Origin of the sequence: Rhodococcus sp. PAMC28707 (genome assembly GCF_004795915.1) — a bacterium.
Classification (GTDB): Bacteria; Actinomycetota; Actinomycetes; order Mycobacteriales; family Mycobacteriaceae; genus Rhodococcoides.
Map to the genome: position 1 here is coordinate 239,128 of NZ_CP039253.1, position 15,191 is coordinate 254,318.

General features: G+C 62.4%; 15 protein-coding genes. 9 read left to right on the forward strand and 6 right to left on the reverse strand.

From position 1 onward, the window contains the following. Window positions 1-88: 88 nt before the first annotated feature. Complete coding sequence (locus E5720_RS21910; RefSeq protein WP_247596120.1) at window positions 89-541, forward strand: ribosomal protein L7/L12; 453 nt, start codon at window positions 89-91, stop codon at window positions 539-541. Further along, entirely contained in the window at window positions 538-1,089 is a 552-nt protein-coding gene (locus E5720_RS01065; protein WP_136169128.1) for a GNAT family N-acetyltransferase, read from the forward strand. The genes E5720_RS21910 and E5720_RS01065 overlap by 4 nt, the downstream gene beginning before the upstream one ends. 17 nt (window positions 1,090-1,106) lie before the next feature. Here E5720_RS01065 and zapE read toward each other — a convergent pair whose 3' ends face one another. Beyond that, entirely contained in the window at window positions 1,107-2,120 is a 1,014-nt protein-coding gene (gene zapE / locus E5720_RS01070) for a cell division protein ZapE (RefSeq protein WP_136169129.1), read from the reverse strand. Between the two features lie 34 nt (window positions 2,121-2,154). On the opposite strand from zapE, the gene E5720_RS01075 reads away from it, so the two are divergent. The 5 genes from E5720_RS01075 (at window position 2,155) to E5720_RS01095 (ending at window position 6,866) form a co-directional block, all read left to right on the forward strand. Then, entirely contained in the window at window positions 2,155-2,973 is an 819-nt protein-coding gene (locus tag E5720_RS01075) for a pyrimidine reductase family protein (protein ID WP_136169130.1), read from the forward strand. 13 nt (window positions 2,974-2,986) lie between these two features. After that, the gene (locus E5720_RS01080) at window positions 2,987-4,558 is read left to right on the forward strand and encodes an alpha/beta hydrolase (RefSeq protein ID WP_136169131.1); all 1,572 of its coding nucleotides are present in this window, start codon (window positions 2,987-2,989) and stop codon (window positions 4,556-4,558) included. Between the two features lie 91 nt (window positions 4,559-4,649). Continuing rightward, window positions 4,650-5,906: a glycosyltransferase family 87 protein gene (locus tag E5720_RS01085; protein WP_136169132.1), complete on the forward strand. Its 1,257-nt coding sequence runs from the start codon at window positions 4,650-4,652 to the stop codon at window positions 5,904-5,906. 9 nt (window positions 5,907-5,915) lie between these two features. Beyond that, window positions 5,916-6,341 (forward strand): peptide-methionine (R)-S-oxide reductase MsrB, encoded by a 426-nt coding sequence (msrB, locus tag E5720_RS01090; protein ID WP_136169133.1) that lies wholly within the window; start codon window positions 5,916-5,918, stop codon window positions 6,339-6,341. Between the two features lie 66 nt (window positions 6,342-6,407). Then, a complete protein-coding gene (locus E5720_RS01095; RefSeq protein WP_210729931.1) occupies window positions 6,408-6,866 on the forward strand; it encodes a MaoC family dehydratase in 459 nt (152 codons plus the stop codon). Here E5720_RS01095 and E5720_RS01100 read toward each other — a convergent pair. Genes E5720_RS01100 through hemE form a run of 5 tightly spaced genes read right to left on the reverse strand, consistent with a single transcriptional unit; the run spans window position 6,847 to window position 13,045 of the window. Next, window positions 6,847-9,180, reverse strand: a complete 2,334-nt coding sequence (locus E5720_RS01100) for a molybdopterin-dependent oxidoreductase (protein WP_168708259.1) — start codon at window positions 9,178-9,180, stop codon at window positions 6,847-6,849. The genes E5720_RS01095 and E5720_RS01100 overlap by 20 nt on opposite strands. Beyond that, window positions 9,177-9,884, reverse strand: coding sequence for an HAD family hydrolase (locus E5720_RS01105; protein ID WP_136172345.1), 708 nt, complete (start codon window positions 9,882-9,884; stop codon window positions 9,177-9,179). The genes E5720_RS01100 and E5720_RS01105 overlap by 4 nt, the downstream gene beginning before the upstream one ends. A 38-nt stretch (window positions 9,885-9,922) precedes the next feature. Then, a complete protein-coding gene (gene hemQ / locus E5720_RS01110; protein WP_136169134.1) occupies window positions 9,923-10,618 on the reverse strand; it encodes a hydrogen peroxide-dependent heme synthase in 696 nt (231 codons plus the stop codon). Between the two features lie 4 nt (window positions 10,619-10,622). Beyond that, window positions 10,623-11,984, reverse strand: a complete 1,362-nt coding sequence (locus E5720_RS01115; RefSeq protein WP_136169135.1) for a protoporphyrinogen oxidase — start codon at window positions 11,982-11,984, stop codon at window positions 10,623-10,625. Beyond that, complete coding sequence (hemE, locus tag E5720_RS01120; RefSeq protein ID WP_136172346.1) at window positions 11,981-13,045, reverse strand: uroporphyrinogen decarboxylase; 1,065 nt, start codon at window positions 13,043-13,045, stop codon at window positions 11,981-11,983. The genes E5720_RS01115 and hemE overlap by 4 nt, the downstream gene beginning before the upstream one ends. Before the next feature lie 156 nt (window positions 13,046-13,201). On the opposite strand from hemE, the gene E5720_RS01125 reads away from it, so the two are divergent. Together E5720_RS01125 and E5720_RS01130 are read left to right on the forward strand one after the other, a co-directional pair. After that, a complete protein-coding gene (locus E5720_RS01125; RefSeq protein WP_136169136.1) occupies window positions 13,202-13,801 on the forward strand; it encodes a DUF3000 domain-containing protein in 600 nt (199 codons plus the stop codon). A gap of 42 nt (window positions 13,802-13,843) precedes the next feature. Then, window positions 13,844-15,157, forward strand: coding sequence for a ribonuclease D (locus E5720_RS01130; RefSeq protein ID WP_136169137.1), 1,314 nt, complete (start codon window positions 13,844-13,846; stop codon window positions 15,155-15,157). Window positions 15,158-15,191 lie beyond the last annotated feature (34 nt).

The window sequence follows — 15,191 nt, forward strand, 5'->3', positions numbered from 1 at the left end:
ATGGTCACCTGGCACCCTCGCGCTCGTCGTTATGCAATCGTCATGCCGCCGACTGTCGACTTACGAGTGAGGTGTTCTACTTAGAGCCATGCCCACCTGGGGATGGTTCATCGTCGCATTGGTCCTCATCGATGCCGCAGTACTTGCGGTGTGGCTCCTCGCGCGCAAGAATCCACGCAAAAACGCCGCTGCCACAACGCAATTGATGCTCGCAGGTTTGGATCACTCGGCGCGCGAGGACATATATCGTCTCGTAGGGGAAAAGAAGAAGATCCACGCAATCAAGTTGTTCCGCGAGAGAACCGGCGCAGGTCTGCAAGAGTCCAAGGATGTAGTCGAGTCCGTCGGGCGCGGAAACCCAATTCCCACGCTCGGCGCCTCGATGGGTGCATCAGGCATGGATACCGCCGCTTGGGCGGACATCATTCCCAGACTGCGCACCCTCAAGGCCGAAGGCAACACAATTTCCGCCATCAAGCTTTTGCGCGCCCGTTCGGAGCTTTCGTTGCGTGAGGCGAAGGAAGCGGTCGACCGCCTGTGACCGTCACTGTATCGACAGCAGGCCTGTGGGACGCCGAACAGCTAGCCGACGTCGCTGCTGTCACCTTTCCGCTGGCATGCCCGCCTGGTTCGTCCAGAGCAGCAATAGCCGCTTTCGTGGACGGTGTGCTGTCGCATGAGCGGTTCGGTGAGTACCTAGCGGATCCGCAGCGCACGATTCTCGCGGCGACCGACGATAATTCCACCGACGATAATTCCATGCTCGGTTACGCCATGCTCGTGTCCGGCCCACCATCGGACCCGGACGTCGCCCGAGTGCTGACGTACGCACCGACGATGGAACTCTCCAAGATGTATGTGCTGCCCGGCCATCACGGGAGCCAAGTGGCGGCGGCTCTGATGGCTGAATCACTGGCCCGAGCCACCCTGGGCGGCTGCACAGGTATCTGGCTGGGCGTCAATCAACAGAACCTGCGCGCCCAACGCTTCTATACCAAACAGGGATTCGAGATCGTCGGAACCAAAACCTTCACGCTCGGCTCCGAAATCCACGATGACTTCGTAATGGAACGAGGACTACGCTCGTGAATCTGCCGAACCTAGCGTCACCCGACGGCAGCAAAGCGAGACAAAGCAAGCAGACGGGACGTTGCACGGAGGTACTTCTTACGGTATCCGCCGGCCAGCATCTCTTCGGTGAAGATCTCGTCGAGCTTGCTACCTGACCCGGTCACCGGAATGCCTGCGTCGTACAAGCGATCGGCGAGCACCACGAGTCGAAGCGCAACAGCCTGGTCCGACGCGGGGTGCACGTTCTTCCAGAACACCGCCTGCACACCGTCGAGCAGCTTTCCGTATCGCGATGGATGCAGTGTGCTCAGATGTGCCAACAACTCGTCGAAATCGTCGAGGGTCGCATCCGCCACGGAATCCGCCCGTTCGATCAACTCGGCCTCGGATGTCGGGTCGGGGGCCGGGGGCAGGTCACGATGTCGGTAGTCGGGGCCATCCACCCGGATGGACTCGAAGATAGATCCGAGCTTCTTGATCTCCCGCATGAAGTCCTCGGCTGCGAATCTTCCTTCGCCGAGTTGACCTGGCAGGGTGTTGGACGTCGCCACGATGGACACGCCTCGCTGGGAAAGCTCCGACAGCAATCGCGACACGAGCATCGTGTCGCCTGGATCGTCGAGTTCGAACTCGTCGATACACAGAACGCTGTGGGCCGACAACTCCTCCAGCGCCTTGTTGAAGCCGAGCGCGCCCACCACGTGAGTCAATTCGACGAACGTACCGAATGCCTTCGGTTCGGGGACGCTGTGAAAAATCGAGGCCAGGAGGTGGGTCTTACCGACGCCGAAACCGCCGTCGAGGTACAAGCCTGCGCCGGTAGAGGGCGCCTTCTTGCCGAACAGTCCGCGTTTTCCCTTCCCGCGAATCTTCGTCACCTTCTCCGCGAACGACTCGGCTTTGGCTACTGCCTCGGCCTGGCTGGGTTCGTTCGGATCCGGGATGTACGAGGCGAAACTGACTTCGTCGAACATGGCCGGGGGGACCATCTGCGCGATCAACTGATCGGAGGGCACGACAGGATTACGATCGACAAGACGTCCAGGCATCTAGTAAGCGTAACGAGGTGGTCTTATCTACAATGTGCGCCTACTCGATATTGCGACCTACTTCACATCCGGCTCCGACTCCTCGTACCCGGTCGACGGCGTCGTCGACCTGGCCGAACTACGCCGGTTGTACGCCTATCCGGACAACCTGACCGCGCCGTGGATCCGAGCCAACTTCGTCTCCAGCATCGACGGAGCCGTCAGCGCCGACGGCGTGTCCTCAGGTCTTGGTACACCCTCTGACAAGGCAGTGTTCGATGTCCTGCGAACACTGGCGGATGCGGTTCTCGTGGGGGCAGGGACGGTCCGAAGTGAGAATTACGGCGGCGTCCGGTTGACGAAGTCACAACAGAGTCAACGAATCGACGCGGGCCTGGCACCGATCCCCCCGGTAGTGGTCGTTACTGCTTCGGCGTCGATCGATCCGAGGTCACGGCTGCTCACCGACACCGAAGTGCCGCCGACGATCGTCACGACGAACTCCGCGTCGGCCGAGTCGCGTTCGACACTTCGCGAAGCAGGTGCGCACGTGATCGAAGTCGAGGGAACTACAGTACCGACCCCTGCTGTTCTGGCTGCCCTGGATGAATTGGGTCTGAGAAGGGTCCTGTGCGAAGGCGGCCCAGGCCTGTTCGGAACGCTGCTTGCAGACGATTGCGTCGACGAACTGTGCCTGACAACTTCGCCGAACCTGCTTGCGGGAAAGTCGGGGCGTATTGCGCACTCGAACGCGGCGGTTTTACACCGGATGAAACGTATTCACGTGCTCGCGGACGAAGACGGAACTCTGCTGACCAGATGGGTCCGAGTACGTCCGGCCGGTACCGGTGAAGTTCCCGGTGCGGAAAAGTAGATAGCCTCGCAGCGTGACGCAGAAAAGATCGTTGCTCGTAGTTCTTCTCGCGGTCTCGATGTTGGGGGCGGCATGCAGTGCTGGGCCGTCCGGGCGCCCGGACGTCGCCGTCGAGCAGAACTCCCCGGGGCTACCCGACAAGTCGACTGCCGATGCGGAACCGAAGAACCCAGAGCTCCAGGTTCCCGTGAACGATCTTGCGTGGACCGACTGCACACAGAGCACCCTCGATCTCTACGGCCTCACCTCCCGCACTCCCGGTGTCGTTCTCGAATGCGCAGACTTCGACGCGCCCGTCGACCCGAGCGGTCAGATGTTCGGGTCCTTCTCCGTAGGCGCACTGCGTGCGAAATTGGACAGGACACCGCCCGATGCCGCACCCCTGGTCTTCACGTCCGGGTCCGACCGTGCGTCGATCGCGACACTTGCCGACCTCACGGCCGGAGCCAGCACGACGATGCTGGAGGCTCACCCGCTCGTCGCCGTCGATCGCCGCGGGATCGGTAGGTCGACAGCCATCGATTGCGTGAAAGCAGACACCCGCAAGACCCGCGAGACGCTGGCAAACCTCGGGCAATTCGCGGTGACCGACGGTGATGCCGTGGACCGCGCCGTCGCCGTCGGACGCGACGCAACGATCGAATGCACCGATCTGCTGCAGCCACAGGAGGTCGCTTTCGCGACCAGTTATGCGGCCGGCGATCTGGAACAGCTTCGAATCGCCTGGGGAATCGATGCTCTCGGCATCGTCGGCACCGGGAACGGTGCATCGACTGCGTTGGCATACGCGGCCCAGTACCCGGATCGAGTGGCGAGGTTGATTCTCGATTCGCCTACCGGAGTGAACCTGGATCAGATGACCGTGGCCCAGCAGAAGACCGAAGGAAGGGAGGCCGCGTTCACTGCGTTCCTGCAGCGGTGCCAGGCCCTCCAGTGCTCGCTCGGATCCGACCCGAAGACCGCGGTATCCGAACTGCTGGCACAGGTGGCGAGGGGAGCCCTGGCGCCTCTGTCGACCCACTCTGTCCTCGACGGGATCGTCTACGCACTCGCCTCGTCCTCCGGCGACCCGTCGCGACGGACACTCGATCTTGCCGATGCACTCTCCGCAGCCAGGTCCGGCGATCCGTCCGCACTGAGCAGGTTGTCCTCACGCGGTGCAGTTGCCTACGGAACGGACGGTCAGTTCGTCGCACGCTGCATCGACGGCCAACAGTGGCCGTCTCCGCAGGCCGTGCGGGATGCCGGTGCGAGGTGGAGCGAGCAATACCCCATCTTCGGCACCGACGCAGCTCTGACAGCACTCACGTGCTCTTCGTGGCCCACCGCACCCGCACCTCCCCTGCCGACGTCGCTGTCCGTGCCGGTTCTCGAACTCAGCGGTGCCGGTGACCCGGTCGTCGGAAATGGGGGGTTCGCCAGTGTGACCGGGCTTGTTGCCGCCACCGGCGCACGTTCGGCCGCCATGACCTGGCAGGGCGCCGGCCACCCGGTTCTCGGAGGGTCGGTGTGTGCCCAGGCCGCGGCCACCGCGTATGCGACCGACGCGTCGCTTCCTCCCGATGGCAGCGTCTGTCCCGCGTGACGCGTCTGCTGCCGATCCATGGAGTGCTACCGAACACACCCAACGGGTGTCGACGGTCATTGCTCGAGCCCGGTCAAGGTACCGTTCCCACGTGTCACTTAGCTTCCTCGAGCCCCGCAACGGCCGCACGACCGCGGATGTAGTCCGGTTCGCGCTATGGCCGATCGCCATCATGACTGTTCTCAACCGGGCGATCGTACGAGCGGTCAACGGGGACTTCACCAATGATTTCAACCCCGTCTACCAGGCTGCACTCGCGTTTCTCAATCGCGAGCCGGTGTACACGGCGAACTTCGACTCGGTCGATCCGCATTATCTCTATCAGCCGAGCGCGACGATGCTGTTGTCGCCTCTTGCAGTCATCGATCCCGAACGTTCTCGCTGGTTGTTCATCTTGGCGAGCACGATTGCCATCGTTCTTGCGTTGTACATCTTGCTCAAGATCTTCGGCTTCGGTCTGAACTCTGTCGCAGCGCCTGCACTTCTCCTCGCTGCTTTCGCGAGTGAAACAGTGACCAACACTTTGGTGTTCACCAACTTCAACGGTTTCGTTCTGTTGGGTGAGGTTGCATTCATCTACTGGCTACTCCAGCGAAAAGACTTGTCCGCAGGTGTGGCAATGGGGCTGACACTAGCCATCAAACCGATCCTCGCACCGCTGTTGATCGTCCCGCTGATGACCAAGCAGTGGAAAGTTTTCATCACCGCGATCGCAATACCTGTCGTGTTGCTTCTGATCGCCTGGCCGCTGTCGGTGGACCCGATGGAGTTCATCGACCGCACCCTCCCCTACCTCCTCGAGTCGCGCGACTACTTCAACAGCGCGATTGTCGGCAACGGCCGGTACTACGGATTGCCGGAGTTCTTGATCTACGCAATCCGTGGTGTTCTCGGCGTGATGGTTCTGGTGTCGCTGTGGTTGCTCTATCGCTACTGCCGCAAGGACCGCCTGTTCTTCATTGCGACAACGTCGGGCCTTGTCCTGACGGCACATTGGCTACTCGGGTCACTCGGCCAAATGTACTACTCGATGCTGCTGTTCCCGCTGTTGATGACGGTCGTGCTCAAGAACTCGGTTCTCCGAAATTGGCCGGCGTGGCTCGCAATCTATGGATTCATGAGCTACGACCGCTGGTTGTCCGGTCGATTCCCGACGGGAGGCCGCGTAATGGACTACATGCGCACGACATTCGGCTGGAGCTTGCTGATCATCGTCATCTTCTCGGTTCTGATCGGACGGTACTTCGCTGCTCGCAGTGACGGACGGCTCGACGACGGAATCGAACCCGAGTACCTCCTTCCAGAGAGCTCACCTGCGCAAACAACGAAACAGCTCGAAAAGTATTAGCGTGGTGGCATGAGTTCAGCGACCGACAAAAATTCTGTTCCCGCCGTTCAGCTCACCGACGCACAATGGCGCGAGAAGCTCACCCCCGAGGAGTACGCGGTCCTGCGTCAGGCGGGCACCGAGCGTCCGTTCGTCGGGGAGTACACCGACACCAAGACCGATGGTGTGTACAACTGCCGCGCATGCGGGGCCGAACTGTTTCGCAGTACCGAGAAGTTCGAGTCACACTGCGGTTGGCCGTCCTTCTTCGATCCCGCAGACAGTGACGCAGTCATCCTCAACGAGGACACCACGCTCGGGATGCGACGCGTCGAGGTCATCTGCAAGAACTGCCACAGCCACCTCGGCCATGTCTTCGAGGGAGAGGGCTACCCGACGCCCACAGATCAGCGGTACTGCATCAACTCGATTTCTCTCGTTCTCGACCCATCCTGAAGCCCGTCCGAACGAGTGCGCGACAGGCGACTCCCCACACCTTGGTGCGCAGCGCATAATGTGACGATGCGCACTTTCACCTCAGCACAGCAGATCACTGCGGCCGTCGGCGAGGACCTCGGCATGAGCGACTGGATGCAGATCACTCAAGACCGGGTCGACACATTCGCCGACGCCACGGGTGATCACCAGTGGATCCACATCGACGTCGAACGAGCCAAGAAGGAAAGCCCGTTCGGCGGCCCGATTGCGCACGGCTACTTGAGCTTGTCCTTGATCCCGGTACTCACTTGGCAGATCTACACCATCGAAAATGCCAAGCTCGGAATCAACTACGGGTCCAACAAGGTTCGCTTCATCAACCCAGTCAAGGTCGGATCTCACGTCCGATTGCAGACCACACTGACTTCGGCCGAAGAAGTGTCCGGTGGCGCACTCCAGATCGTGGCCACCAACACACTTCACATCGAGGGCGAGGACAAGCCCGCGTTGATTGCGGAAACGATCAGCCGGGTCGTCTTCTGACCGTCTCTCGCTCTACGAACTGTGGCGGATCGAACGCGGTGATCGGTGGCACTACGCCGTCGAAGCGTTCGATCTGCACCAACACATGCTGGCCCGTGCACCCGTGTGACAGCGAGGATGTACCGATGTCGGCTGTCAGTACATTCGGATTGCCATGTACGCACATCGATCCGGTATCCGCGGGGTCCTCGGGGTCGTACCAGGCACCCGTCGCCAACTGCACCACGGCAGGCATCATGTCCTCGTCCACCACGACACCGGCGAGACACGCACCACGATCGTTGAAGACCCTCACCACGTCGCCGTCGCGTAGCCCGCGCTCGCTCGCGGCCTTGGAGTGTATCCGGATCGGCTCACGGTCGTGCACCTTCGAAGCCTGACTTCTCGCTCCGTGATCGAGTTGGCTGTGCAGCCGTGTTTTTGGTTGATTCGCGATCAGATGTAGCGGGAACTGTTGCGCGCGTTCTCCTTTGAGCCATTCCACCGGTTCGTACCACGCTGGGTGCCCAATGCAGTCCTCGTAACCGAACTTCTCGATCGCCTCGGAGAATATTTCTATGCGCCCGCTCGGGGTGCGAAGCGGGTACTTCTCGGGATCGCCGCGGTAGTCCTCGAGCAGGGTCAGCCCGTCCTCGGTCGCCATAGGCCATGAACCGAGCTGCCAAAATTCTTCGAAATCTGGGGTGTCCACATTCATCCCGCGCAGGTAACCGCGCCACTGGTCGTAGAGATGCTCCACCCACTCCTCCGAGGTGCGCCCCTCGGTGAATTGCGCACCGACCCCCAGCCTTTCGGCTACCGCGGAGAACGTGTCGTAATCGTCTCGCGCGTCGGCAAACCGCGGCACGGCAGGGTGCATGGCGACCAGCAATGGATCGTTGCGTGTGCAGCTGATGTCACTACGCTCGAGCGACGTCGTCGACGGGACGACGATGTCGGCGTGCTTGGCCATGGGCGTCCAGTACGGGTCGTGCACCACGACCGTGTCGGGTCGTGCCAGCGCCCGGCGAAGTCGTCCGAGATCCTGATGATGGTGGAAGGGATTGCCGCCCGCCCAGTGCACCAGCCGAATATCGGGATACGTCAGTCGCTGTCCGTCGAAATCGAATTCCTCGCCGGGGTGGAGCAGCATGTCCGACACGGCAGCCACCGGGATGAACGCCTTTATCGGATTCGAGCCCTGGGACAACGTGGGAAGGGGATACGGCACCGGTGCGAGACCAGGCTCGTTCATCGACCCATAACCGTGCCCGAATCCCCCACCGGGGATGCCGATCTGCCCGAGCATCGACGCAAGTGTCACGCCCATCCACGGTGCTTGCTCGCCCGATTTCGTCCGCTGCAGAGACCACGTGACGGTGATCAACGTGCGACGCCTCGCCATCTCGCGTGCCAGTTCGGTGATCTCCGAGGTGGAGACATCGCAGATGTTCGACGCCCACTCTGCGGTCTTGGGCGTGCCGTCCGTGGCTCCGAGCAGATACTCCTCGAAGCGCGCGTATCCGGTGCAATATCGATCGAGAAATGCTGTGTCGTGCAGATTTTCGGAGACCAGAACGTAGGCGATTCCGAGCATCATCGCGACATCGGTGCCTGGAATCGGCGTCAGCCAACGAGCCGCACCGTCGAGATCGTTTCGAAGCGGACTGATGGTGACGATTTTTCCGCCACGGGCGCGGAGCGCATCCAGAGCCGAGGCAGTGGGATGGTCAGAGGTTCCTCCGTGGTTGATGCCGGTATTCTTCAGCGGAATTCCGCCGAACGCGACGATCAGTTCCGTCTTGCGGGCGATCACCTCCCAGGAGGTGGAGCGCGAGAACATCTTCCAGTGGGCTCCCAGAACGTGCGGCATGACGACGCCGGTGGCTCCGAGCGAATAGCTGTGCACCGAGCGCGTGTAACCGCCGATGCAATTGAGAAATCGGTGAACCTGGCTCTGCGCGTGATGGAATCTTCCTGCACTGGCCCACCCGTAGGAGCCGCCGTAGATCGCCTGGTTGCCATGCCGGTCGATCACGCGAGAAAGCTCGGCAGCCAGCAATTCGGTGAGTTCGTCCCAGGACACCGGAACGAACTCTTCGCTGCCGCGCCGATCCGTCGGACCTGGACCACGCTCGAGCCAACCGCGTCGAACGGCAGGGCCTTGCACCCGAGACCGGTGTGTCACCGAGCCGACGAGATTACCCAGCACGGGCGAGGGATTACGGTCGGTCTCCTGGGGATGCACGGCTGTCACCTCGCCGTCGGCACTTTCGGCTCGAAACATTCCCCAGTGACCCATGTGCTGAGACAGTCCCGGGTGCGGCTGCTTCATCGAATTCCGTTGCTCGCCAGTACATCCAGCAAGCCGGTGGGACGCTCCCGGGTAGCGATCGGATCGACGAGGGCGAAAGAGCACCCAATTGCCCGCGCCGCCCCGTCGGCCTCTTCACTGTCACCGACCATCAAGGTCCGCGCCGGATCCACCCCGAGCGAACGCACCGCAGAAAGAAATATTTCCGGCTGAGGTTTGACGTAGCCGACCTCGTACGACAAGACGAACTCGCTGACGTGGTCAAACACTCCGAGCATGTCGAATGCCGGGCGGATGTCGAAGGCAATATTGCTCAGCACCGCAACTGGAATCGCTCTGCCGGCGAGCATCGCCAGCACGTGCGCCGTATCCGGGTACGGAGTCCAGCACGATGGGTCGATCACTCGGCCGTACACGGACTCGGCCTGAGCGCGGTCGCTGACGCCGGATTCACGAAGAACATGCAAATATGCCTGACGGTGCAGCGACGGATCGAGATCACGGTTGTTCCAGGCGTGCCTATTCACTTCGTCGAACTCGACGACCTCCCCCACCGGCGCAGTCATCCGTCGCATCAATTCCGCCGCACGGTGACCGTCGACCGGTGTTCCATCCGAGTGCGTGACGGTCTCGAACCAACTCTCGTCCTCCTCCAAACGGAACAGCGTTCCGGAGAAGTCGAACACCACAGCCTCGATCGGAGACGCGACGGCTCGGTCCCGCACAACGCCTCGTCCCGAAGCGTGCGTCTCCGACCCCGAGGTCACGGCAGTGACGTGACGAGCGCTTCGACGTCGACGCGTGGCCCGGTGAAGAACGGAGTCTCTTCGCGAACGTGCCTACGTGCCTCCGTTGCGCGTAGGTCCCGCATCAGGTCGACGATCCGATCGAGCTCGGGAGCTTCGAAGGCGAGGATCCACTCGTAGTCCCCCAACGCAAACGCCGGAACCGTGTTGGCGCGCACATCTTTGTATCCGCGCGCGGCCTTGCCATGGTCGGAGAGCATCGTGCGCCGCTCTTCGTCGGGGAGCAAGTACCAATCGATGGAACGCACGAACGGGTAGACACAGATGTAGGCACCCGGTTCTTCACCAGCGATGAACGCCGGGACGTGAGACTTGTTGAACTCGGCCGGCCGATGCAGCGCGGTGTTGCTCCACACCGGGGTACTGGCCTTGCCGAGCGCGGTGGTACGACGAAAATCCGAGTACGTAGCCTGCAGATCTTCGATGCGCTCCGCGTGTGTCCACACCATGAAGTCGGCGTCGGCTCGCATGCCTGCGATGTCGTATACACCACGTACTGCGACGCCTTTTTCTTCCTGACTCTCGAAGAACACTCGAGCCTGCTTGGCGGCTTCGGCTCGGTCCTCGCCCAGGACACCGGGTGTGACCTTGAAGACCGAGAACATCAGGTAGCGGAGGGTCGAATTGAGGGTTGTGTAGTCCAAACGTGGCATGGCTCTATCGTGCCACTTCCGCAATGCGTGTGGCTGCTCTGGTGGCCGAAGCGACACAAGCAGGCACTCCGACACCGTGACTCCACGCACCTGCCACGGCCAACCCGTCGACATCGCGCACAGCTGCCTCGATTGTGGCAACTCGATCCAGGTGGCCGGGTGCGTACTGCGGTAGGCCGCCGTGCCATCGCTGCACGAACGAGGACGACGGCGCGGCATCCACGCCGGTCACCCGGTGCAGGTCTCGTACGGCCGCCTCGATCAACTCTTCGTCGGTCCAGGTGAGCGGGCCTGCGTCACCGAATCGTGCCAGCGAGGCACGGACGAGTGAACTACCACGCTCCGCTATATGCGCCCACTTCCTACTGGACAAGGTGAAAGCCTTGACGGCGAGTCCGGCGTCGGTGGCCACGAGTACGCCGGAGTTGTCGGGAAGGTCGACGGCAGTGTCGAACGCCATGGCCACCACGACCGAGGATGCGAGCTCGATTTCGGCTGCTGCTGCCGCGGCATCCGGAACGGCTGAGCCCAATATCGACGCCAGGACCGGCGCGGGAACTGCCAGCACCACCGCGTCGAACTGCCCGATCGAATCCACCACCCAACCGCTGTTCTCGCGCCGAACGGACTTCGCGGCAGTGCCGAACAGGGTGCGCGGTGCTGCGGCCGCAACCAGCGCGTCGATCAAGGTGCGATATCCATCACGCAGTGCACCGAAAACCGGCGCCGAACTCGGAGCCGGAAGCGCGGACGCCACCGCCGCCGACAGACTGGTAGCTCCGGCGTCCAGGGCCGCTGCCAGGGTAGGTAGTGCTGCGCGAACTCCGATCGAATCCGAAAGCCCCGAGTAGACGCCGCCCAGCAACGGGTCGACCGATCTCGCTAGAACCTGTTCACCGAATCGCGAACCGACCAACTGAGCGACGCTGAGGTCGCTGGTTCGGTCCCAGGACAACTCGGTGTCACGCTCACCGGCGATCGTTGCCAGCGTCCGTGCATCTACGAGGCCCTCCACGGAGGCAGCGTCCGCCGGGATACCCATCAGGGTCCCGGTTGGGAGTGAGTGGAGCCTCTCGCCCGAGAAGATGAGTGGACGTAATCCGGCCGGATGGACGAACTGCGCGCTCAATCCGAGCTCATCCATCAGGGCAGGCACTTCGGGTCTGCGGCCGATGAATGCCTCGGCGCCGACATCGAACGGCCCGCCTTCCAACGTCACCGTGCGCAACGTGCCGCCGAGGCGCATCGATTCTTCGACGATGGTGATATCGGCTTCGGGACCGAACTTCTGCCGCAGCCTGAAGGCGGCAACCAGGCCGGTAATCCCGCCACCGATCACCACAACGCGAGGCGGTCCTACGGTCACAGCGAGTGCACCAACTCCACCACCCGGGTCAGCACATCCGGATCGGTATCGGGCAGAACTCCGTGACCGAGGTTGAATACATGCCCCACAGCGCCTGCTTCGACGGCGCGATCGCCCTCGGCGACGATGCGACGAACCTCACTCTCGACGGCATCCCAACCAGCGAAGAGCACCGCTGGGTCCAGGTTTCCCTGCAACGCCTTCCCCGGGCCGACGCGTCGGGCTGCGACATCGAGGGGAATTCGCCAGTCGACACCGACCATGTCGGCACCGGCCTCTCCCATGGCACCGAGGAGTTCGCCCGTCCCGACACCGAAATGAATCTTCGGTACGCCGGCCGGGGCCATCGCATCGAGCACCTTCGTCGAGTGAGGCAGCACGAACTCGCGATAGTCCGCCAGTGAGAGCGCACCTGCCCAGGAGTCGAAGAGCTGAACCGCGTCGACACCCGCTGCTAGCTGCGCCTGCAAGAACGTGATCGTCGTATCGGCGAGATTGTCGAGAAGGGTGTGCCACGTGGCCGGATCAGAGCGCATGAGCGCTTTGGTCTTCTCGTGGTTCTTACTCGGTCCACCTTCGACCAGGTAGGAGGCAAGCGTGAACGGAGCTCCTGCAAACCCGATGAGCGGGGTATCGCCCAGTTCGCGGGTAAGCGTTGTCACCGCATTCGTTACCGGCTCGACCTGGTCGGCGCTCAACTGCGGCAACGCTGCGACGTCGGCTGCCGAACGGACCGGCGATGCCACCACCGGCCCGGTGCCGGCAACGATGTCGAGATCGATACCCGCGGCCTTCAGCGGAACCACGATGTCCGAGAAAAGGATGGCTGCGTCGACGTCATGGCGCCGAACCGGCTGCAGCGTGATCTCGACCACCAGATCGGCTGTGAAGCAGGACTCGAGCATGCCGGTACCAACTCTGAGCTTGCGGTATTCGGGTAGCGATCGCCCGGCCTGCCGCATGAACCACACCGGACGACGCGATGTCGCCCGTCCCGCGATGGTGGCCAACAAAGGCGCGTCGGGCAGCTGACGGCGAGGGTACGGCGCGATTGTGTTCATTGCCATCCATGCTGCCACGAGAACAGAATATTGCCGCTATGCAGGCCTGAGCGCGGCTCGTGGCCCCGACGATTCCACGTCGATTGTCCTGCAGTCGGTCGCACGTGCGGCGCGCCTCCGACGAACCCGAAGGTGACGAGTCTAACGTCCGGAGTCGTGACCAATCCCGGATCCACTGCCGAACCTGCGCCGTTTCGATCGGCGATCGAGGCGATGCACCGGGCCGTTGTGCACCCAGCCATCGAACTCGGACCGATCCGGCCACCGCAACGCCTAGCCCCGTTCAGCTACGCGATGGGCGCTGAAGTTCAGCATTCGACTTCCGGGGATATCGCGGAGCAATCCGACGGGGATGCGTTCGGTCGGCTGATTCTGCTCTACGACCCAGACGGTGACGAAGCCTGGAACGGAACAATGCGTCTTGTCGCTTATATCCAGGCCGACGTCGATGAATCTCTTGCCTCCGACCCAATGTTGCCCGAGGTGGCATGGAGTTGGTTGGTCGATGCGTTGGAGACCCGGTCGGAGTCACTGAACGCCCTCGGCGGGACAGTGACGTCGACGAGTTCGGTGCGCTACGGCGACATTGCCGGTCCACCACGAGCCCATCAGCTCGAACTGCGCGCGTCGTGGACCCCCACCACCGGCGAGTTGGCTCCGCATGTCGAGGCCTTCTGCGAAGTGCTTGCCTATGCTGCTGGACTGCCACCCGCCGGAATCACCGAACTCCGCACACACGGTGATAACCGGACCTGAGTTCGCACGGCGTCGCGGTACGAGGGCTTAGAGTCTGCTCTCATGTCAGCGATGAGTTCCAACGATGCCTCGGACGTAACGAACGACGGTGACAGTGTCGATGCGCCCACTCCGACACCCCTGTTGGCGCCTGCCGACGGCGTTCCCGCAGTTGTCGACACCGTCGAGGGCGTGGTGGCGGCAGCCGAACTGCTCGCGGGTGGTCACGGCCCGCTCGCTGTCGATGCCGAGCGTGCGTCGGGTTTCCGATATTCGCAACGCGCCTACCTATTGCAGTTTCGACGGCGTGGTGCAGGCACCGTCCTGCTCGACCCGATCCCGGTAACCGGCGCTCTCGAACCGCTGGCTTCGGTGATCAATCCTCTCGAATGGATCCTGCACTCGGCCGACCAGGATTTGCCGGGTCTCGCCGAGCTCGGGCTCGTGCCTGCGGCGTTGTACGACACCGAACTGGCAGGACGACTCGCCGGTTTCGAACGAGTCGGGCTCGGCCCCATCGTCGAACGCACGCTCGGCTTGTCGCTTCAAAAGGGACACGGAGCGGCAGATTGGTCGACACGCCCACTCCCCGACAGCTGGCTGAACTACGCCGCGCTCGACGTCGAAGTTCTGCTCGAGCTGCACGATGCGATGGCCGAGGAACTCGCCGCGAAGAACAAAACGGAGTGGGCACGACAAGAGTTCGCGCACATCCTGGCGCTCGGTCCAGCAAAGCCCAAGCCTGACCGCTGGCGAAAGACATCGGGAATCCACGCCGTCAAGTCGGCGAGGGTATTGGCCTCCGTTCGTGAATTGTGGCGCTCACGCGACGAAATCGCGGCGCACCGAGACATTGCGCCGAGCCGCATTCTGCCCGATTCGGCGATTGTCGCCGCAGCATCGGCAGATCCGAAGACCGAGGGCGAACTACGAGCATTGCCGGTCTTCGGTGGTCCGCGCCAGCGACGCTCCACCAAGGTGTGGCTGTCCGCCCTCGAGCGCGCACGACGCTTGCCGACCGAGGAACTTCCGCCGAAGTCGGCACCCTTCGACGGACCTCCTCCGGTGAATCGGTGGGCACGTCGTGAACCCGAGGCCGCGGAGAGATTGACCACCGTGCGTACAGCAATGACAGCACTGAGCGAAGACGTCGAGGTACCGGTGGAGAACCTGCTCATGCCGGATCTGCTTCGCCGTCTGGTGTGGGATTGGACACCTGTAGAACGTGATGTCGCGGAGAGCATCATCGACAAGAAGCTCACCGAGGGGCGGGCCCGACCGTGGCAGCGGGAACTGGTCGTACCAGTTCTCGCCGACGCCTTGACTTCTGGACAAGAGCCTGGGATCGCCGGGCAAGAGAGTGGGACCCCTGAGTAAGTTACCGGCGGGTAATACCGGCTAGAGTGGATGG